The organism is Sphingorhabdus sp. (genome assembly GCF_044239045.1).
Classification (GTDB): Bacteria; Pseudomonadota; Alphaproteobacteria; order Sphingomonadales; family Sphingomonadaceae; genus Sphingorhabdus_B.
Map to the genome: position 1 here is coordinate 61,122 of NZ_JBIICD010000010.1, position 18,892 is coordinate 80,013.

General features: G+C 55.9%; 15 protein-coding genes, 1 tRNA gene and 1 pseudogene. 8 read left to right on the top strand and 9 right to left on the bottom strand.

Annotated features, from left to right (window positions below):
• The first annotated feature begins 158 nt into the window (after positions 1-158).
• Genes ACILP4_RS05805 through ACILP4_RS05820 form a run of 4 tightly spaced genes read left to right on the top strand, consistent with a single transcriptional unit; the run spans position 159 to position 5,165 of the window.
• Positions 159-2,171, top strand: a complete 2,013-nt coding sequence (locus ACILP4_RS05805; protein ID WP_395619801.1) for an alpha-glucosidase — start codon at positions 159-161, stop codon at positions 2,169-2,171.
• Entirely contained in the window at positions 2,168-3,199 is a 1,032-nt protein-coding gene (locus tag ACILP4_RS05810; protein ID WP_395619802.1) for a LacI family DNA-binding transcriptional regulator, read from the top strand. The genes ACILP4_RS05805 and ACILP4_RS05810 overlap by 4 nt, the downstream gene beginning before the upstream one ends.
• On the top strand, positions 3,193-4,098 hold the full coding sequence (locus ACILP4_RS05815; RefSeq protein WP_395619814.1) for an aldo/keto reductase family oxidoreductase: 906 nt from the start codon (positions 3,193-3,195) through the stop codon (positions 4,096-4,098). The genes ACILP4_RS05810 and ACILP4_RS05815 overlap by 7 nt, the downstream gene beginning before the upstream one ends.
• On the top strand, positions 4,095-5,165 hold the full coding sequence (locus ACILP4_RS05820) for an LLM class flavin-dependent oxidoreductase (protein WP_395619803.1): 1,071 nt from the start codon (positions 4,095-4,097) through the stop codon (positions 5,163-5,165). The genes ACILP4_RS05815 and ACILP4_RS05820 overlap by 4 nt, the downstream gene beginning before the upstream one ends.
• A gap of 171 nt (positions 5,166-5,336) precedes the next feature.
• Here the strand turns inward: ACILP4_RS05820 and prfA are convergent, their stop codons facing one another.
• Positions 5,337-6,413, bottom strand: coding sequence for a peptide chain release factor 1 (gene prfA, locus ACILP4_RS05825; RefSeq protein WP_395619804.1), 1,077 nt, complete (start codon positions 6,411-6,413; stop codon positions 5,337-5,339).
• Complete coding sequence (gene hisS / locus ACILP4_RS05830; protein ID WP_395619805.1) at positions 6,410-7,645, bottom strand: histidine--tRNA ligase; 1,236 nt, start codon at positions 7,643-7,645, stop codon at positions 6,410-6,412. Before hisS ends, prfA begins: the two co-directional genes overlap by 4 nt.
• Positions 7,646-7,846: 201 nt before the next feature.
• Here hisS and ppa point away from each other — a divergent pair, with 201 nt between their 5' ends.
• Both ppa and ACILP4_RS05840 read left to right on the top strand, forming a co-directional pair.
• Positions 7,847-8,383 carry an inorganic diphosphatase gene (ppa, locus tag ACILP4_RS05835; RefSeq protein ID WP_295445485.1) on the top strand — a complete coding sequence of 179 codons (537 nt, stop codon included), beginning with the start codon at positions 7,847-7,849 and terminating at the stop codon, positions 8,381-8,383.
• Positions 8,380-8,691 (top strand): hypothetical protein, encoded by a 312-nt coding sequence (locus tag ACILP4_RS05840; RefSeq protein ID WP_395619806.1) that lies wholly within the window; start codon positions 8,380-8,382, stop codon positions 8,689-8,691. Before ppa ends, ACILP4_RS05840 begins: the two co-directional genes overlap by 4 nt.
• A gap of 14 nt (positions 8,692-8,705) precedes the next feature.
• Here ACILP4_RS05840 and sppA read toward each other — a convergent pair whose 3' ends face one another.
• A complete protein-coding gene (gene sppA, locus ACILP4_RS05845) occupies positions 8,706-10,580 on the bottom strand; it encodes a signal peptide peptidase SppA (protein ID WP_395619807.1) in 1,875 nt (624 codons plus the stop codon).
• 435 nt (positions 10,581-11,015) lie between these two features.
• The gene (locus ACILP4_RS05850; RefSeq protein ID WP_395619808.1) at positions 11,016-11,540 is read right to left on the bottom strand and encodes a hypothetical protein; all 525 of its coding nucleotides are present in this window, start codon (positions 11,538-11,540) and stop codon (positions 11,016-11,018) included.
• A 49-nt stretch (positions 11,541-11,589) separates the two neighbouring features.
• Between ACILP4_RS05850 and ACILP4_RS05855 the strand changes: the two genes are divergently transcribed.
• The gene (locus ACILP4_RS05855) at positions 11,590-12,330 is read left to right on the top strand and encodes a TlyA family RNA methyltransferase (RefSeq protein WP_395619809.1); all 741 of its coding nucleotides are present in this window, start codon (positions 11,590-11,592) and stop codon (positions 12,328-12,330) included.
• Between the two features lie 40 nt (positions 12,331-12,370).
• Here ACILP4_RS05855 and ACILP4_RS05860 read toward each other — a convergent pair whose 3' ends face one another.
• The 4 genes from ACILP4_RS05860 to ACILP4_RS05875 form a co-directional block, all read right to left on the bottom strand.
• Positions 12,371-14,182, bottom strand: coding sequence for an AMP-dependent synthetase/ligase (locus tag ACILP4_RS05860; protein ID WP_395619810.1), 1,812 nt, complete (start codon positions 14,180-14,182; stop codon positions 12,371-12,373).
• 95 nt (positions 14,183-14,277) lie between these two features.
• The gene (gene ggt / locus ACILP4_RS05865; RefSeq protein ID WP_395619811.1) at positions 14,278-16,023 is read right to left on the bottom strand and encodes a gamma-glutamyltransferase; all 1,746 of its coding nucleotides are present in this window, start codon (positions 16,021-16,023) and stop codon (positions 14,278-14,280) included.
• A gap of 44 nt (positions 16,024-16,067) precedes the next feature.
• Positions 16,068-17,105, bottom strand: a complete 1,038-nt coding sequence (locus ACILP4_RS05870; RefSeq protein ID WP_395619812.1) for a quinone-dependent dihydroorotate dehydrogenase — start codon at positions 17,103-17,105, stop codon at positions 16,068-16,070.
• A gap of 45 nt (positions 17,106-17,150) precedes the next feature.
• Positions 17,151-17,309 carry a hypothetical protein gene (locus ACILP4_RS05875; RefSeq protein WP_295445463.1) on the bottom strand — a complete coding sequence of 53 codons (159 nt, stop codon included), beginning with the start codon at positions 17,307-17,309 and terminating at the stop codon, positions 17,151-17,153.
• 115 nt (positions 17,310-17,424) lie between these two features.
• Between ACILP4_RS05875 and ACILP4_RS05880 the strand changes: the two genes are divergently transcribed.
• Positions 17,425-17,499, top strand: a tRNA-Thr gene (locus ACILP4_RS05880).
• Positions 17,500-18,056: 557 nt separating this feature from the next.
• Here ACILP4_RS05880 and ACILP4_RS05885 read toward each other — a convergent pair.
• Positions 18,057-18,892, bottom strand: a pseudogene (locus tag ACILP4_RS05885) (hypothetical protein); the annotation flags it as partial.

Below are 18,892 nucleotides of genomic sequence, written 5' to 3' on the forward strand. Positions count from 1 at the left end.
AGCAATAAAAGCTATATCGGAATATACCTCATCAATTGATGGGGTTGTTACCAGATTGACTCAATATGTCTAGCGGTGTCATATAGCGACAATATTTAAACTGGGACTGTTGCAATACTGCCATAGTGCCAGATACGAAACCGCGAGAGGGTCATACGTTGCCATTTACAGTCATCATGCAATCGGACGGCTTTGACCTACTGCGCGATGACAAATGCATGCTGTCTCATCGCGCTAAAATGCCTGCTATTAGCATGGGTATTGGCGCGCCTGATCTGGAAATGGTTCGTGGCAATTTTCGCATTGACGACATCGTTGAAACACGATTGGCGCTAGATTGCTACGCGGAAGAAAGTGGCGTTATCCGGCTGTGGAATGCACAGCGTCCTGACATTGTCGCAACGTTGGCGCTTGAGGAACAGGCGCAACAATCCATCCTAAAATTCCGCTGCAATGACCCAGCCTTCAACCGACTTTGGATAGATATGCAGTGCGCAGCTTCCGAAGCCTTTTGGGGCGGCGGGGAGCAAATGTCCTATTTGCGGCTGAACGGGCGCCGTTTTCCGTTCTGGACTTCGGAGCCTGGGGTTGGCCGCGACAAGTCGACCGCGCTTACGCAGACCATGGATGCCGATGGCTTGGCGGGCGGGGATTATTGGACAACCAATTATCCGCAACCGACATGGGTGAGCAGTGCGCGTTATGCGATGCACCTCGAAACAGACGCTTATTCCGTGCTGGATCTTACAGAAGCGGGCCGTATTGGCGTCGAATGTTGGTCGGCAAATGTCGATTTGGAGCTGTTCGACGCGGCTACTTTGCCTGATCTGGTAACGAAGCTATCCGACCGATTTGGCCGTCAGCCAGCATTGCCCGACTGGGCCATTTCCGGCGCTATAGTTGGCCTTAAAGATGGCACAGATACATTTGACCGCTTTGAGGCTATTGCCGCCTCTGGCGCGGCCATTACCGGGCTATGGTGCGAGGATTGGGTTGGCATCCGCCAAACTAGCTTTGGCAAGCGCTTGTTCTGGGACTGGAAATGGAATGCCGCGCGCTATCCAGATCTTCCTGCACATATCGCTTCGCTGGCGCAGCGTGGCATCCGCTTTTTGGGCTATGTGAACCCCTATCTGGCGGTGGATGGCGCGCTCTATCAAGAGGCGCTGGCAAACAATTATCTGGCACTGCGGCAGGACAGCGACGCGGTCTATGCCGTCGACTTCGGCGAATTTGACGCTGGCGTGGTGGATTTCACCAATCCAGCAGCCGCCAACTGGTTTGCAGACCGCATCATCGGCCAAGAAATGCTCGATTTCGGGCTATCTGGGTGGATGGCCGATTTTGGCGAATATCTGCCAACTGATGTGCGCTTGTTCGACGGATCCGATCCAATGGAGGCGCATAATCGCTGGCCCGTCCTTTGGTCAAAGGTGAACGCGGATGCGATCGCATCACGCGGAAAAACGCATGACGCGACCTTCTTCATGCGCGCAGGCTTTTCCGGCGTTCAGGCGCATTGCCCGTTATTATGGGCGGGCGACCAATGTGTCGATTTCACACGGCATGACGGCATTAACACGGTGATAACCGCGGCCTTGTCATCGGGCCTTTTGGGTAATGCGTATCACCATAGCGACTTGGGCGGCTATACCAGCCTGCATGGCGTAGTGCGGACGGCAGAACTCATGCACCGCTGGATCGATCTTGCCGCATTTGCACCTGTGATGCGCAGCCATGAAGGCAACCGCCCAGCGGACAATTTGCAACTCGACAGCAGCCCCGAAATTCTCCGCCATTTTGCAAGGATGAGCCAAGTCCATGCGCAGCTTGCGCCATATGTTCGTGCGCTTTGCGATGCGGCGGTGGCTACTGGCCTGCCGTTGCAACGGCCCATGTTCCTGCATTATGACGACCCTGCATATTACGACATTCAAGACCAATATCTCTATGGTGCCGACATGATCGTCGCACCAGTCGTTGCGGAAGGCCAAGAAAGTCGCCCGGTGGTGATACCCGATGGTGAATGGGTCCATCTGTGGTCTGGTAAAACATATGGCAAAGGCACGCACGACATCGCCGCGCCAAACGGCAAACCACCCGTCTTCACCCGCTCCGACAGCAATTATGCCGACCTATTCGCGTCCATCCGCACCGCGTTCGCCGCATGAACCCACGCGCCAACATACGTGATGTCGCAAAGCTCGCTGGCGTGGCGGTAAAAACCGTCAGCCGCGTGCTGAACGACCATCCTTATGTCAGCGCGGCGACAAAGGCGAAGGTAGACGCCGCCATGTCGGAGCTTGGCTTCAGCCCAAGCATCGCCGCGCGTATTCTTGCGGGCACCAAATCCGGACAGATTGCGCTCATCTACGACAATCACAGCCCTTATTATATGCATCAGATCATGCAAGGATGCTGGGACCGCTGCCATCAAGAAGGCATGCGCTTAATCGCGCAGCCCGTCGATGTGGCCGACCCAGACGTCGGTGAACAAGTGCGCGGCATGGTGCGGCAAACGCATGTGGACGGTGCGATACTCTCCTCCCCCGTCACCGATTGCGTGCCTGTGCTGAACGCACTTGAGGCGCTCAACATTCCGTTTGTGCGCATCTCGCCAGGCACCAACCATGCGCTGACCAGTTCCGTCTTCATGGATGACATGCAGGCCGCCGACGACATGACGACGAAGCTCATCAACATCGGGCATCGGCGGATCGGCTTTATCAAGGGCCACCCAAACCATAAGGCGAGTAGTGAACGACAAGCAGGTTACGAGCGCGCCTTGGGACGCGTCGGCATATCGGTTGATTCCAACCTGATTGCCGAGGGACGGTTTGATTTCGAAAGCGGCGCATCGGCCACCGAGCAATTCTTGGCCCTGAAGCATCCACCCACCGCGATTTTCGCATCGAATGACGACATGGCGTCGGGCGTTCTCGCCGTGGCGCATCGGCGCGGCATTCAAATCCCACAGCAGCTTTCGGTTACGGGCTTTGACGATACCACGCTGGCCCGTGTCGTCTGGCCGCCCTTGACCACTGTACGCCAGCCCGTCCGCGACCTCGCATCAACCGCCGCCGACCTGCTGTTTGGCGAAGGCGGGATTGAGCATCGTCGCCTGCCCCACGAACTTATCAGCCGCGAATCCGTGGCCCCACCCTATTTTCCTTCACCAAAAAAGAGCAAAAAATCATGACGCTTCCCTTCCCTCCGCACACGCGCCCTTTGGGCAAAAGTGGTATCGAAATTTCGTCTTTGGCATGGGGCATGTGGCGCTTTGCCGGATTGGAACTGTCCGCGGCGCGCGCGGCAATTGATGCTGCGTTTGCAGCTGGCATCACGCTGTTCGACACCGCAGATATTTATGGTTTTGGCGAACAAGGTTTTGGCAAGGCCGAAGAACTGCTTGGCGAAGTATTTGCGCAAACGCCTGAATATCGGGACCGTATGGTACTAGCGACAAAAGGCGGCATCACCCCGCCAACGCCCTATGACAGCAGCGCGGAATATCTGACCAAAGCTATTGATGATAGCCTGACCCGCTTGCGCACCGATCGCATCGACCTATGGCAAATTCACCGGCCCGATGTGTTAACGCATCCGCAGGAAATCGCGCGCACCATAGAAAACGCGCATAAGGCAGGCAAAATCCGCGCATTTGGCGTATCCAACTTTACGCAAGCGCAGATTTCGACGCTGGCACAATTTAGCGCAGTGCCCATTGTCTCGACACAACCCGAACTATCGCCGTTGCGGATCGACACCGTCGAAAATGGCGAGCTGGATCAAGCGATAGCGATGGATCTTGCGGTGATGGCATGGTCGCCTTTGGGCGGTGGCCGGATTGGCGACCCGCAAAATGCGCGTGAACAAAATGTGGCTGCCGCGCTTTCCGCGGTGGCGACGGCGCATGGGGTTTCGCGGACGGCGGCGGCCTATAGCTGGATTATGGCGCACCCCGCACGGCCCATCCCGATTGTCGGTTCGCAAAATCCGGCGCGCATAGCTGAAGCCGCTGATGCCTTCAAAATTCAATGGACCCGCGCCGACTGGTACAGCGTCCTTGTCGCCGCAAGAGGAGTGCCGCTGCCATGAAAAAGCCTGTTGAAGTAAGCTGGTTCTCCGCGTTGTGCGATGACGACTATGAATTTCTGGGCGTTCCTGACACCAATCTCGCCTCCAGCTGGGAACATTGCCGCAATATCGTTTTGGCCGCCGAAAAAGGCGGTTTTGATAATATCTTGCTGCCGTCGGGCTATGCCCTTGGCTTGGACACCACCGCCTTTGCCAGTGCCATTGCGGCGCTAACCACGCGGATCAAATTGCTGATGGCTGTGCGTATCGGCGAAAGCTGGCCGCCGCAGCTTGCGCGGCAAATCGCGACTTTGGACCAGATTTCAGGTGGTCGATTGAACGTGAACATCATCTCGTCGGACTTACCAGGTGACAAGATGGATTCCGAACCCCGCTATCGCCGCACCGTTGAGGCGATGCACATATTGAAGACTTTGCTGAACGGCGAACATCTGTCGATCGATGGGGAGCATTACAAAATCGACATCGACCCGCCCCGCATGAAAACCGTCAACGGCAAATGCCCGCCGCTCTATTTCGGTGGCCTATCACCTGCCGCCAAGGACGCCGCTGCCGAAGGGTGCGACGTATATCTGATGTGGCCCGAAACCGTTCAGGGTGCCAAGGACTTGGTCGATGACATGACCGCCCGCGCCGCCAAATTTGGTCGCACGCTGAAATATGGTTTCCGCGCACATGTCATCGTTCGCGAAACCGAGGCCGAGGCACGCGCTTATGCCAACCGCTTGCTGTCCAAGCTTGACGCCAATCAAGGCGAGGCCATCCGCAACAAATCCCTCGATACCCAAACCTTCGGCGTTGCGCATCAGGCTGAACTGCGCGCGCAAGCTGCGGCAAATGACGGCTATTTAGAGGATAATCTGTGGACCGGCATTGGCCGCGCCCGTTCCGGCTGCGGCGCGGCGATTGTAGGCGATCCGGACCAAGTGCTCGCCAAGATCAACGCCTATCGCGAAGTAGGTATCGAGGCGTTCATTCTATCGGGCTATCCGCATATCAACGAATGCGACATGTTCGCGCGTTATGTGTTGCCGAAACTGGAACATGGACGGTTGGCGTTAGATTAACCCCATCTTATCCCAATTCGTCATCCTGAACTTGTTTCAGGATAACGAACCGCCGCTTGTTATCCTGAAACAAGTTCAGGATGACGGGTTATTTTATGTAGGCCCAACCCCTTCAGGAAAAAACGCCGTCGCTCCAGCGTAGGCTGGGGCGACGAGAAGAATGCTAAAAAATCACTCCCCCAACCCCGCCATACGTTCGGCCTGATCTTCGGCAATTAATGCGGCGACCAACTCACTCAGCCCGCCGCCCTCCAGTATCTCGGGCAATTTATGCAGCGTCAGGTTGATCCGGTGGTCGGTCACGCGGCCTTGGGGGAAGTTATAGGTGCGGATGCGCTCGGAACGGTCGCCTGAGCCCACCATGGCCTTGCGTGCCTCTGCTTCGGCGCCCTGGGCCTCCTCACGCTCTTTTTCATACATGCGGGCACGCAGGACCTGCATCGCCTGTTCCTTGTTCTTGTGCTGGCTGCGCCCGTCCTGACAGGTCACCACAATACCAGTGGGCAAATGGGTAATGCGCACGGCTGAGTCGGTCGTGTTGACGTGCTGCCCGCCTGCACCCGACGCACGGTAAACGTCGATCTTTAGGTCGCGCGCCTCGATCTGGATATCGACTTCCGTAGGCTCAGGCAGGACGGCAACAGTCGCCGCGCTGGTATGAATCCGTCCGCCGCTTTCCGTCACTGGCACCCGCTGCACACGGTGAACGCCGCTTTCATATTTCAGCTTGGCAAATACGCCCGTGCCCTTGATCGCGACCACCACTTCCTTAAATCCACCCACGTCGGAGGCGCTGACCGAAATCGGCTCAATCTTCCATCCCTGCCCCGCGGCGTAACGTTCATACATGCGATACAGATCGCCCGCGAACAATGCGGCTTCGTCACCGCCCGTGCCCGCCCGAATTTCCAGCATCGCTGGCCTGTCATCCGCAGAGTCGCGCGGCAGTAACGAGATGGCTAGCGCCGTTTCCGCGTCCGATAGCTGCTGCGTGACCACGTCCAGTTCCTCGATCGCCATCGCATGCAAATCTGGGTCGGAATTATCCTGCGCCATGACCCCAAGCGTTTCGATTTCCGCACGCAAGCGCCGGACTTCAGCGGCGGCCTTGGCTACTGGCTCCAACTCAGAATATTCGCGCGAGGCGGCTACAAAAGCGTCACCCTCCAACTGCCCCGAAGCCATCCGTGCCTCAAGCTCGGAAAAGCGCGATTCAATTTGCGCAATGCGGTGCGGGGAGATTTTCAATTTGCGCCCACGATAAAGGCTTCCACACGCGCAGCTATGTCACTGCCTTCGCCGCGGATGCGCATCGACGGGGTACCGTCGGCCACCGACAAAGAGATCAACGTGTGCGACGGCAATTTTGCTGCTTTATCAAAACGCTTGCGCGGCGAACCTGTCGCCACAATTTCAGTCGTAAACTGTGCAGCGCGCAAGTTGCGGGCCAGGCGAATGGCATCACTCAGGCGATCGTCATTCTCGACGACGATAACCGCATCAAATTTATCTTGTGATTCATATTCCAATAACATCGCCAACCGCTCAATGCCCGCAGCCCAGCCGACCGCTGGCGTCGCGGGGCCACCTAAATTCTCGATCAAGCCATCATAACGCCCGCCGCCAAGCACAGTCCCTTGCGCGCCAAGCCTGTCGGTCACAAATTCAAACGCAGTATGGCGGTAATAATCGAGGCCGCGCACCAATGCGGCGTTGCGGGTCCATGCGACCCCTGCGGCATCAAGGCCTGCGGTGACCGCACCGAAGAAATCCTGCGCTTCGCCCGATAGATAATCGTCGATAACAGGCGCAGCCTCGGCAATCGGGCGATCTTTGGGGTCTTTACTGTCCAAGATACGCAGCGGGTTTTTCTCCAACCGCGACAGGCTGTCTTCGGATAACGCGCCCTTATGGTCGTTGAAATAGCCAACCAAAGCGGCGCGCCATGCATCGCGACTGGGCGTGTCACCCAGCGTATTCAACTGCAACGTCACGCCATCATTTATGCCAAGCTCCTTCAGCAACTGATCTGCCATAACCAGCAATTCGACATCTGCCGCAGGCTCCGCCGCGCCGATGATTTCGGCGTCAATCTGGTAAAACTGTCGATAGCGGCCCTTTTGCGGGCGCTCATAGCGGAACAATGGCCCATGCACCGACAGCTTCATGGGCGCAAATTGCTGCCAGCCATTGGTAAGGTAAGCCCGCGCAATGCCAGCGGTGAATTCGGGCCGCAACGTAATAGAATCGCCGCCGCGATCTTCAAACGTATACATTTCCTTGGAGACGACATCGGTCGCCTCACCCAGGCTACGCGAAAACACCGCAGTGGGTTCAATCACCGGCAGTTGCATGCCCTTAAAACCATAAAGCTTGCGCACGCGTTCGAAGGTCGCGACCACATGCGCAAAGCGTTCCTCGGTTTCACCGAACATGTCTTGCGTGCCGCGCACGGCTTGGGGTGTCTGTATCTTTGCCATAACAAAGCGCCCTAGCGGCTAATTGCGGTGAGTGGAATAGGGCTGGACTCAGCAGTACAAACGTTTTGCGCAAATAGACATCGCATATTCAGGTAGTTTGCGCTATCCGCGCCTCTAAGTCACAGGCCCAGGCAAGACGGCGATTGATCGTCTACTCGGCCCGCGACGGACCAAGCTATAACAATTTGAAAGCATTCTCCCATGCGTATTGATCTCATCCCGGCGGGCGACAATGTACCCGAAAGCCTCAACGTCCTGATCGAAGTTCCCATTGGCGGCGAGCCCGTGAAATATGAATTCGACAAGGCATCCGGCGCTTTATTCGTCGACCGCTTCCTACACACGCCCATGCGCTATCCAGCCAATTATGGTTTTGTGCCGCACACTTTGGGCGAAGATGGGGATCCCTTGGACGCTTTGGTCGTGGCACGTTCGTCCATCATCGCAGGCGCAGTTGTCAAATGCCGTCCGATTGGCGTGCTCATGATGGAAGACGACAAGGGCGGCGATGAAAAGCTGCTATGTGTTCCGGTCAACGAAACCTTCCCTTATTATTCCGATGTCGTCACCTACAAGGACATGCCACCTATCGTCCTGCAACAGATTGAGCATTTCTTCACCCATTATAAAGATCTGGAGCCTGGAAAATGGGCCAAGCTAAATGGCTGGGGTGATGAAACGGACGCAAAACGTATCATTATAGAATGCGTGGAACGTGCAAAGGAACAAGGTGTATGAAACGAATTGCGCTAGTTGGTATTTTATCACTGGCGCTTTCGGCTTGTGCCACCCCCGAAACCCGCGTCCGCACGGCATTGATGGATGCGGGACTTTCGCAACCGATTGCCGCGTGCATGGCCGACCGGATGGTCGACCGCCTTTCGCTGATCCAGCTCAACAAGTTGAACGGTCTGAAAAAATTGCGCAGGCAAGATATGCGTAAGGTCACGGTTGAGGAGTTTCTGCGGCGTACCCGTGCATTGCAAGACCCTGAAATATTGGGTGTTGCAACCTCCTCTGGACTTATCTGCGCGGTGAAGGCTTAGCCTTCACCGCCAGCTTAGCTAAAGGCTTTCAGTAGAACCGATAGCCATGTTTTGTCCGCTGCGGCTGGCGCAGGCGGCGCGAAGTCGCCGCATTCCAAACATCTCGCCTGAACACCCTTCACACCCGTCAGCATGTCGAGGTCAGCCGCGACGCGTTGCATGAACAGGCTTTGCTGCCATGCGGCATAAGCGAATATATCCATCGGTGCGTTCGATTGCGCCTTCTTTGGCATCAACCCCTGGAGCAGCGTGCCGGCGAAGCTTGTTGACTGTTCGATATATACCGCATGCCAATCATCCGGTTTTAGTCCCGCCCGCTTTGCTGCCTCTGCCAGAGCATCATTCATATTGCCGGACCGGTCTACTAAGCCAAGCTGACGCGCTGTGCCACCAGCCCACACGCGCCCTTGGGCGACGGCGTCGACCTGCTCTGGGGTCTTTTTGCGCGCGGTCGCAACACGGGTCAGAAACTGGCGATAGCCGTTTTCAATCGCGCTTTGCGCCACGCGGTCAAATTCAGGGCTAAAGCCGTTCAGGACATCGGGCTCACCGGACAATGGCGTTGTCTTGACCCCATCCGCATTCACACCAATTTTCGCTAAGCCAGCCTCGGCGCTTGGGATCACCCCGAAGATACCGATAGAGCCGGTGATCGTCGAAGGGTCGGCAAATATCACATCAGCAGGCAGCGAGACCCAATAGCCACCACTTGCCGCCAGATTGGCCATGGAGACAACAACCGGAATATTTTTGGCTTTAGCCGCAGCGATCGCGAGCCGGATTTTTTCCGATGCGGTCACGGATCCACCGGGCGAATCCACCCGCACGACAAGGGCCTTCAAATCCTTAGTATCCAATGCCTCATAAATCAGCTTGCTGATCGTATCGCCAGCCGCTGAGCCTGGGCCGCCTTCACCATCAACGATGGTGCCCGCAACCGTCACAACGCCAATCTGCTCGCCTGCCGATGGCGGACCGTAGCTGGCCAACAAAGCATCCATAGGCGTATGCGCAAAGCCGCCTGTGGTTTTCTTTTCATCAGCGCCCACTTTGCTGGCGATGAATTTTCCAAAGGCGATTTTGTCGCCCAATTTATCGACCAATTTTGTCGACAGTGCCAACTGACCAAGGTCGCCCTTCGCTCCCTCAACCGCATCAGCGGGGTTGGTCAGCAATTGATCCAATTGTGCTTGGGGGCGGGCTTTGGCCACGTCGGCTTTCCATTGCCCCCATATCTCATCATACACGCCCTTGATCGCCATTTTCGATTCAGCTGACTGGTCAGATCGCATAAAAGGTTCGACGGCACTTTTGAACGTGCCCACGCGGTAGATATTGGCCTTTACGCCTAATTGGTCGAGCAATCCCTTATAATAAGGCTGCGATCCTCCGGGCCCCGCCAGCAAGGCACCACCAAGCGGGTCCATCCAGATCTGCGTTGCATGGGCAGCCAGTTGATAGCTGTCATCGGTGTAGGCAGTCGCAAAAGCGTAAACGGGCTTGCCCGCCTTTTTGACGGCATCAATGCTATCCCCAATTGCGGCAAGGCTCGCTTGCCCGCCGCCCATGAAGCGTTCCATGTCTAATACGACCAATTTTACGCGCTTGTCGCTTTGGGCAAGCTTCAACGCGCGGATGATGTCACGTTGACGGATTTCACCAACAGGAGCCGCCGCCGAGGTCAGCGCCATCAGCGGGTCGATTTCGGCCGGCTGTTCGGCCACTACGCCATCCAGCTTGAGCAGCAACGCACCATCGCGGACCATCGCTGGATTCGGATTTGTATTTAGCAGCGCGAAAATGGCGGCAAAGAAAAGCGCCAAAAACAGCAATACAAACAGGTCCTTCACACCGACCAAAATTTTCCAGCTAAGGCGTATAAACTGCATTTTTGATATCCTTCAGAATCTTACATCGAATGTAAGCATTTCATCAGCAATTGCCACCAATGTTCGACAAAAAGCATGCGCCCAAAATTAAGAGGGCATGACATGGACAACAGAAAAGGGCCGCTGGAGTTAACCAGCGGCCCTTAAACATGGGTCAGCGGTCGGACGCCCGCTGCCGGAAGTTGCTTTCATGCCGTGGCCGGCATCGCTGATTTGCTCAGCGGCCGATCTCCCGAACGGAATTGTCCGACCTCTTAACTGAACCATGAGACATCGGATCACCTCCTTTCGTTAAATAAAATTTGCTCGCATCAAACATATATCTGCCCTCCGCAGGTAGGAAAGTGAATCAAACTGCGCGGACAAACAAGTCTTGTAATAAATTTTTATTCTGGCAAAAATTGACGTTCTGCGCCGCGATACATCGCGCCGTAATTATCCTCGACAATCTTCAACTACACGTGCGATTTCCGCCCATGACGGCAGAATGACGGGCTGCTGCCCTTCCATTTCAACCAACACCCGGCCACGGCTAAAGGCCATGGCATCCAAGATCGGATCGGTGGTTGCGATGTCGGTTGTCAGATAGGTCGAATTTGCATCACTTGTCGTCGCTGCCATTGTTTTTGTGATGGTCGATGTGCGGATGACCAAGCGCGCGCCGGGTGCCGATGCCTCACGCGATAATGTGACGCGGCGTTTCTCTAAATCACAACGAAAGCTGATGGTCGGGTTGCGTCCCGACGCGCCGAACTGCGCCACCGAACCGCGGCCATCGCGGCGATACGTCCAATTCCCGGGTGTAAAGGGCCAGTCATTCCAATCGCCAGTTAATCGCGGCGGAGGCGGCGCAGCCAAAGGCGGCGGCGCGGAAACAATCTTTGGCGCAGACGGCGGCGGCGGCGCAACGCACGCGGCGAGACTCAGAACGGCGAAGATGGTCAGGTAACGAATGTGCATAGCTTTGTCTTATGGCCAAATCGTGCAAGCTCCGCTAGCGCGTTGCGGCATGGCGACCAAAAAAACACGATTAGATCAAATCATCGTTGATCGCGGCTTGGCCGATAGCAAGACCCGCGCCCAGGCGCTCGTCATGGCGGGCCATGTCTATATTGGCGATGCCAAGGCGCAAAAACCCGGACAGCAAATCGCCGAGGATGCCGAAATCAGCGTGCGCGGCAGTGACCACCCATGGGTGTCCCGCGGCGGCATTAAGCTTGCCCATGCGCTGGAGGCGTTTGCTATTGATGTGACCGACCATGTGGCTATCGACGTCGGATCATCGACGGGCGGCTTTACCGATGTTCTGCTGACCAACGGCGCAGCCCGCGTTTACGCCGTCGACAGCGGCACTAACCAGCTGGCTTGGAAACTGCGGCAGGACCCGCGCGTCATTGTTCATGAGCAGACCAGCGCACGCATCTTAACCGACGCGCACATCAACGAACCGATTGACCTCATCGTCTGCGACGCCAGCTTCATTGGTTTGGCCAAGGTGCTTGAACGGCCCTTATCCTTCGCCAAAAGCAAGGCGCAGCTCATCGCGCTGATTAAGCCGCAATTTGAAGCAGGCCGCGACGAAGTCGGCAAAGGCGGCGTCGTGCGGGACGCCGACGTGCATGCACGCGTCTGTGACGAGGTCAAAGCATGGCTCGCCACCCAAAATTGGACGGTGCACGGCCTCACCACCAGCCCGATTACCGGACCGCAAGGCAATGTCGAATTTCTAATATGGGCTCAAAACGCTTAAGCCCATATACAAACGACCCCGCCCTTTCGGGCTTCTACCCCTAAGCTTTGTACATTCCGTTGACCCGCGCGGCGTATCGTTCACGAATGACATGACGGCGAATTTTCATGCTCGGCGTCATCTCGCCATTTTCGATGGAAAAGGGCTCATCCGCAAATTCGAACTGGCGCACTTTTTCAGTGACCGAAACATCCGCATTCACGCGATCCACAGCTGCGCGCACAGCGGCGCGGAATTGGGGGTTGGCTTGTAGCTCGGCAAAGTCATATTTCATGTCCTGCGCCTGCGCCCATTCCAACGCCCATTCGGGATCTGGAACGATCAAGCCGACAATATATGGCCTTTTGTCGCCTGACACCATGGCCTGCAATATTTCGGGCTGAAGCGTGAGCATGCCTTCAATCTTTTGCGGCGCGATATTGTCGCCCTTGTCGTTTACGATCAGGTCCTTCTTGCGATCGGTAATGGCAATGCGGCCTTGGTCATCAATATGACCAATATCGCCGGTGTGCAGCCAGCCATCAATGATAACGCGATCAGTTTCGGCCTGATTGCGCCAATATCCCTTCATCACCAAAGGTCCGCGCACCAATATTTCGCCATCCTCGGCGATTTTGACCTCCGTATTTTTCAACGGCGGACCAACGGTGTCCATTTTGATGTCAGCGCTTGGCCGGTTGCAGCTAATGACAGGGCCGGACTCGGTCTGACCATAGCCTTGCAACATAGTGATACCCAAGGATTGGAAAAACACGCCGATGTCGGGGTTCAGCGGCGCGCCGCCGGACACCATTGCTTTCATCCGGCCGCCAAAGCGCGCCTGTATTTTTGGCTTGATTGTGCGCGATAAAATCAATCGCATCGGCGCATCGATAAGCCGTTTGCGCCCTGAATAGTCACGCTCCCCGATGGTCAGTGCCTTATCGAGCAGATAATTGGGTAGCTTGCCCTGCTTTTCGACAGCCTTGATCATCCGTTGACGCAGCACTTCAAAAAGACGCGGGACCACCACCATAACTGTTGGCCGCGTTTCTTCAATGTTGGCGGCTAGCTTCTCCAGCCCTTCGGCATAATAGATTTGCGCGCCAACGCCGATTGGCAGGAACTGCCCACCACTATGTTCATAGGCATGCGATAAAGGCAGGAACGACAAGAAAACTTCTTCTTCGTCTAAGCCGAAGTCTTCCCGAAGGACTGCCGCTGCGCCGTCAGCGTTATGCAAAATTGCACCATGATGCTGCATCACGCCGCGCGGGGCGCCACCAGTGCCACTGGTGTAGATAATACACGCCAAATCGTCACGGGTAACCGACGCCATCGCCGCTTCACAAGCGCGCACATCAGCATCTGTGCCTTTGACCATATCGGCCCAGTGATGCATCGATAACTGGCCCTTTTGCATCGCTGGCTGGGGATCAATGGCAATGATGAATTCCGCCTGCGATGACCGCAGCGCCGCTGGCATCAATATCTTGGCAAGCTTGGCCGTCGATACGATGACCGCGCGGGCGTCGCTATTGTCCAAAATATGTTGGTGGTCGCGTTCGGTGTTGGTGACATAGGTCGGCACGGTGACGCAACCTGCCGCCATGATACCCAAATCGGCGATGCACCATTCGGGCCGGTTTTCCGACACGAGCATGACCCGGTCGCCCTTTTGCAGCCCCAGCTGCCGCAGCGATTTTGCAAAACCTGCGACCTGCCGGGCAACATCGGACCAGCTGATCGAGTGCCAGTCCCCGTCATGCTTTGCCCATAAAAAGGGCGCATTCCCGCGGTGACGCGCACGCGCGAAAAACATTGTTACAAGATTAGGGAAGCTGTCAAAGTCGTCAAACTGTTCAGCAGCCATTTATGCTCTCCTGCAAAATTCCAGCCATGCCGTGGCCTGTTTTTGTTATCCTATTGGCGGTAGCGCCACTCGCAATCGGGTGCAATGCGCGTCTTTTATCCGACGCTAGGCAAAGGCACATCTATAGCGGCGGGCGGGCGGATGATCGTGACCTTACCTTTTGCATTTATGGTTGCCGACGTCCCTTCGCTCCGTGGATCCGCAGCGCCTGTCCAAGCGCCGTTGAGATATTGTGCGCCATTAACCTTAGACCCGAGTTCAGCGACGCGGACCTTCTGTCCGAAGGCAGAAATCTCTTCTGCCATTGCGGCGAGCGAGGTGTCCTGCTCCACCTCTAACTGCCCACCACCAAAATAGATATTCGGCAACGCAATCGCTTGATCAAGCGGCAAGCCAAAGTCCAGCACGCCGATCAGTGTTTTGGTGACATGCATGATGATCCGCTTACCACCGGCCGAACCCAGCGTCAGTACCGCCCGTCCATCGCGGTCAAAAACCATCGTCGGCGACATCGAAGACAAAGGTCGCTTCCCACCAGCAACACGATTTGCCACAGGTGCGCCGTCCTTTTCAGGGGCAAAGGTGAAGTCCGTGAGTTCGTTGTTCAAAAAGAACCCGCCGGCCACAAGCTGGCTGCCAAACGGACCTTCAATTGTAGACGTCATATTGGCGATGTTGCCATTTGCATCGATTGCTGTGAAATGCGTCGTGCCAGCAACTTCACTGGAAATCGCGGCTGTGCGCGGCGCAGCACCGGGTGGTTTTCCGGCGGGATAATCGCTACGCGCTTTTTCGGGATCAATCAGCGCCGAACGTTCTTGTATATATGCAGGGTTCAATAGCCCGGCGACCGGCACATCGACAAAGGCGTCATCCGCCAGATATTTTTCACGGTCTGCATAAGCCAACTGCATCGCTTGACCAATCAGATGCCAACTTTTGGGGCTATCCTTGCCCGTTGCGGTCAAATCAAAACGCTGCAACGTGCCCAAAATCTGAAGCACTGTGGTTGCACCCGACGAAGGCGGCGCCATGCCGCAGACAACATAGACCCGATAGGGCGCGCACACGGCCTGCTGCTCTTTGGCCCGATATTGCGCGAGATCGGTCATCGTCATGTCACCGGGGCTCAGCTTGCTGCTGGTGACAGCCTGCACAATCTGGTTGGCGACCGTTCCTGTATAAAAGGCGTCAGGCCCCTTTTTCGCCAGCAGCTTCAAAGTGGCCGCAAGCTTGGGATTTTTAAGCGTCATGCCTGCCGTAACGGGTTTGCCATCGCGCCAGTAAATCGCCCGCGCTTCATCGAAATTCGGCCACAGCCGCTGATAAGCCTGCAACCGTGATTCCAGCGTTTTGTTAACAATGAACCCCTTGTCCGAAAGGCGGATCGCAGGCTTAAACACGGTTGCCCAAGGCAGTTTGCCCCATTTGGCGTGCGTTTGCGCCATCAGCTGGATGTTGCCCGGTACGCCAACCGAATGCCCGCCCTGAAACGCTGCGAGAAAGGCTAGTGGTTTGCCATCTGGTCCAACAAAACGATCGGCCTTCGCCGCCGCTGGTGCGGTTTCCCGTCCATTTATCGTTGTCAAAGCGCCTTTCGCGCTGTCCTGATACAATAAGAAACCACCGCCACCGATGCCGCTCGATTGCGGTTCGACCACGGTCAGGGCAAGCATCATAGCCATCGCCGCATCCGCAGCAGATCCGCCTTGGCGCAGCATTTCTATTCCCGCTTCTGTGACCCGAGGATCCGCAGAAGACGTGACGCCGACATTTTCGGCTGCTGCTGCTTGGGTGAAAAGGATGGCGGATGCGGTAAACGCGAACAATGATTTTTTCATGCCTACAACTTAGCCACCTTCGATCGATAAAGCCAAGTGCAGATTTATCCGTCGACGCCGATAGCCTCGGTTATGTTGGAGAATCCATCGGCCTGTAAAAGGCGTGCAATTTGCGTATTGATCCTGCGCGCGAGGCCTGGCCCTTGATACACCAAAGCGCTGTAAATCTGCACCAAAGACGCGCCGGCGCGGATGCGCGCATAGGCATCTTCAGCAGACGAGATTCCGCCTACGCCAATCAGCGGGAGTTGCCCACCGCTTGCCTTGCGGAAATCAATCACGCGTTGCTGCGCCATGTCGCGCAAGGGTGCGCCCGATAGACCGCCCGCCTCCCCCTTATGGCGTGAGATAAGCGCAGGGCGCGATATCGTTGTGTTCGACACAATCAACGCAGCGATGCCCCGCGACATGGCGACGCCCACAATATCATCAATGTCCGCAGGCTGCAGATCAGGCGCGACTTTCAAGAACACCGGCGTGTCGCGCGTTCGCGCCGCCATCACCTGCGCCAGCAAATCGTCCAGTGCCGCCTTGTCCTGCAAGGCCCGCAGACCCGGCGTATTGGGCGAGCTGATATTGACGGTCAAATAATCGGCCAGCGCCTCCATGTTGCGCACGCCAATGACATAATCCGCCACGCGGTCGGCGCTGTCCTTGTTGGCACCGATATTAATGCCGATAGGTCCTGTCCGCGCCTGTTCGGGAATGTTGCGCAGCAGATCAATTGCCGCCTGCTGCCCTGCATTGTTAAAGCCCATGCGGTTGATGACAGCTTGATCCTCTAATAAGCGGAACAGACGCGGCTTTGGGTTGCCCGCTTGCGGTAACGGCGTCAGCGTCCCCACCTCCGTAAAGCCAAAACCGAGCCGTAGGATTTCAACCGGAACCTCTGCGTTTTTGTCATAGCCAGGGGCAAGACCAACGGGGTTCGCAAACCGCAAGCCCGCAAATGTCTGGGCAAGAACCGGAGACTGGGAACCAAAAGAGGGAATAGGCATAAGCCGGAGCGCCGCTAGCGACAGATTATGTGCGGTCTCGGCGTCGGCTTGAAACAAAAGGGGGCGTGCGAATTGGTATAACATGTCGGGTTCTATTCACGACAATCACGCGCGGTGCAACGACGATACTTATGCCTTGGAGTGGTTTTTCTCCGTTACCGGCTTTGCTGCATTGTCTTCGGCTTTAGGCGCTGATGGCTTTGCCTTGCGCCGGCGCAAATTGGCACGCAGGGCTTCGCGCAGCCGCTCTGCCTTGATCCGCTCTTTGTCCTCTGCATCTTTTGCCAATGCCGTTCTCCTTTGCGCGCTATCGCGGTGTCGGCGCGATGCCAAATGGCAAGCCGTCGCGCAAGCCGCTTGACATTAAGCCCCAGCCTTCGCATAGGGCCGCACCTTCGGTATTGCTGCTGTAGCTCAGTGGTAGAGCGCGTCATTGGTAATGACGAGGTCGGGAGTTCAATCCTCCCCAGCAGCACCAGGTACTTTTCCTTTTTATATCATACACTTAACTCCGCGCAAAGATGCCAGATTTGTCGCGCAAATTCCGCGATTTACCCGTAGATATTTCAACATTAGGGCGCCCAGAGACGCTGTCCCTGTGACGATTTGAGTTGTTTCTGGCTCGTTATCTCTGGGGCCTAAAAACGTGGCACCAAAGTGGTTGCGGGATAAACCTAAAAGCCCGGACGGGAAGCACACTGTGTTGTCTCATGTCCAGTCAGCTAAAGGACGTCAGCGTTGCTTTGAATAGAATTCAGAAACCACCACAATTGCTTAATTGTATTAAATCATAGGCTTGCAACAAATGAGGTCGCCATCTCAGTTCCTTTGATGGGCACCAGGAAGTCCCCAATATTTTTAGCAATTTCAGACTTCTGGCTTAGAGCAGAAATTATCGCGTAACTTCCGTTACTTGTGATCATTAATTTTGCAAATCCGCTACAAGAGACACCTTGCAGGCGCTCTATCTCACAAAAAAGCCCCGGAGTTCTCCGGGGCCCTATTTCGTGGCACCACTTTTGTTTTAGGGAGGCGCTAACTGAACCCGAGGAAGTGCCGCTGCTGCTGCCATTCCATAGGGATATCTGCACAGCGCATGAGGTGCCGGGCGGTCAATTGCACAGGCTGCCGACCATCAAGAATGGCGGTTATGATGTCCGGTGCTAGCCAAGACATCCTTGCAAGCCGATGCAAATGCCGCTTTTCATAACGTGATACTGCTGGAATGTCTTCGCCGGTCAGGAGATGCTCTCTTGCTGCAAAACCCTGAACCACGAGGCGAACGAGGGCAGCGTCAGCATTTTTATCATTGGCGGATTCGCCATCAGGCGACATTGCAATCCGAACCTCATTTCCTCGGCGAACCATTTGCGCAGGTGTCGTTATAGTAACTGCATCTTCGTTTCCGATCATAACGTCGATCCGGTCGGCGGCGACATTCACCGTCACAAGACGGTCAATCAATATCGCACGCAACGCGCTCGTTGTAATATGATCAAGGCTGTCGGCTAACGCAGCTTCGGCTTGGCAATTGGCCTGCCATTCAACCTTGCATGTTGATGCATCAGGTTCAGCCGGTTTGCTGAGATATGCCTTAAGTGTTTTTATGACAATCTGATCGAGCGGGCCAGCTGGCAGTCTGCAGATGGTCGAACGGTCTTCGCCTGGTTTGAACCGAGTGACATAATAGCAATATTGCTTCGACCCCTTCTGTCCGCGTGACGGCGACATTGGCCTGCCATCCGGATCAGTGACAAGGCCTGCCAAAAGACTTGGCGACTTTGCATGCTTCGATATCAGCTTATCTCGAGTGTTACCCGCAAGCGTAGCCTGGACGCGATCAAAGGTGTCGTGATCGATTATCGGATCAT

Coding starts and splice junctions, on each gene's coding strand:
- ACILP4_RS05810 (WP_395619802.1), top strand. CDS start 2,168: ATGAACCCACGCGCCAACATACGTGATGTCGCAAAGCTCGCTGGCGTG.
- ACILP4_RS05820 (WP_395619803.1), top strand. CDS start 4,095: ATGAAAAAGCCTGTTGAAGTAAGCTGGTTCTCCGCGTTGTGCGATGAC.
- hisS (WP_395619805.1), bottom strand. CDS start 7,645: ATGGCAAAGATACAGACACCCCAAGCCGTGCGCGGCACGCAAGACATG.
- ppa (WP_295445485.1), top strand. CDS start 7,847: ATGCGTATTGATCTCATCCCGGCGGGCGACAATGTACCCGAAAGCCTC.
- ACILP4_RS05840 (WP_395619806.1), top strand. CDS start 8,380: ATGAAACGAATTGCGCTAGTTGGTATTTTATCACTGGCGCTTTCGGCT.
- sppA (WP_395619807.1), bottom strand. CDS start 10,580: ATGCAGTTTATACGCCTTAGCTGGAAAATTTTGGTCGGTGTGAAGGAC.
- ACILP4_RS05850 (WP_395619808.1), bottom strand. CDS start 11,540: ATGCACATTCGTTACCTGACCATCTTCGCCGTTCTGAGTCTCGCCGCG.
- ACILP4_RS05855 (WP_395619809.1), top strand. CDS start 11,590: ATGGCGACCAAAAAAACACGATTAGATCAAATCATCGTTGATCGCGGC.
- ACILP4_RS05860 (WP_395619810.1), bottom strand. CDS start 14,182: ATGGCTGCTGAACAGTTTGACGACTTTGACAGCTTCCCTAATCTTGTA.
- ggt (WP_395619811.1), bottom strand. CDS start 16,023: ATGAAAAAATCATTGTTCGCGTTTACCGCATCCGCCATCCTTTTCACC.
- ACILP4_RS05870 (WP_395619812.1), bottom strand. CDS start 17,105: ATGTTATACCAATTCGCACGCCCCCTTTTGTTTCAAGCCGACGCCGAG.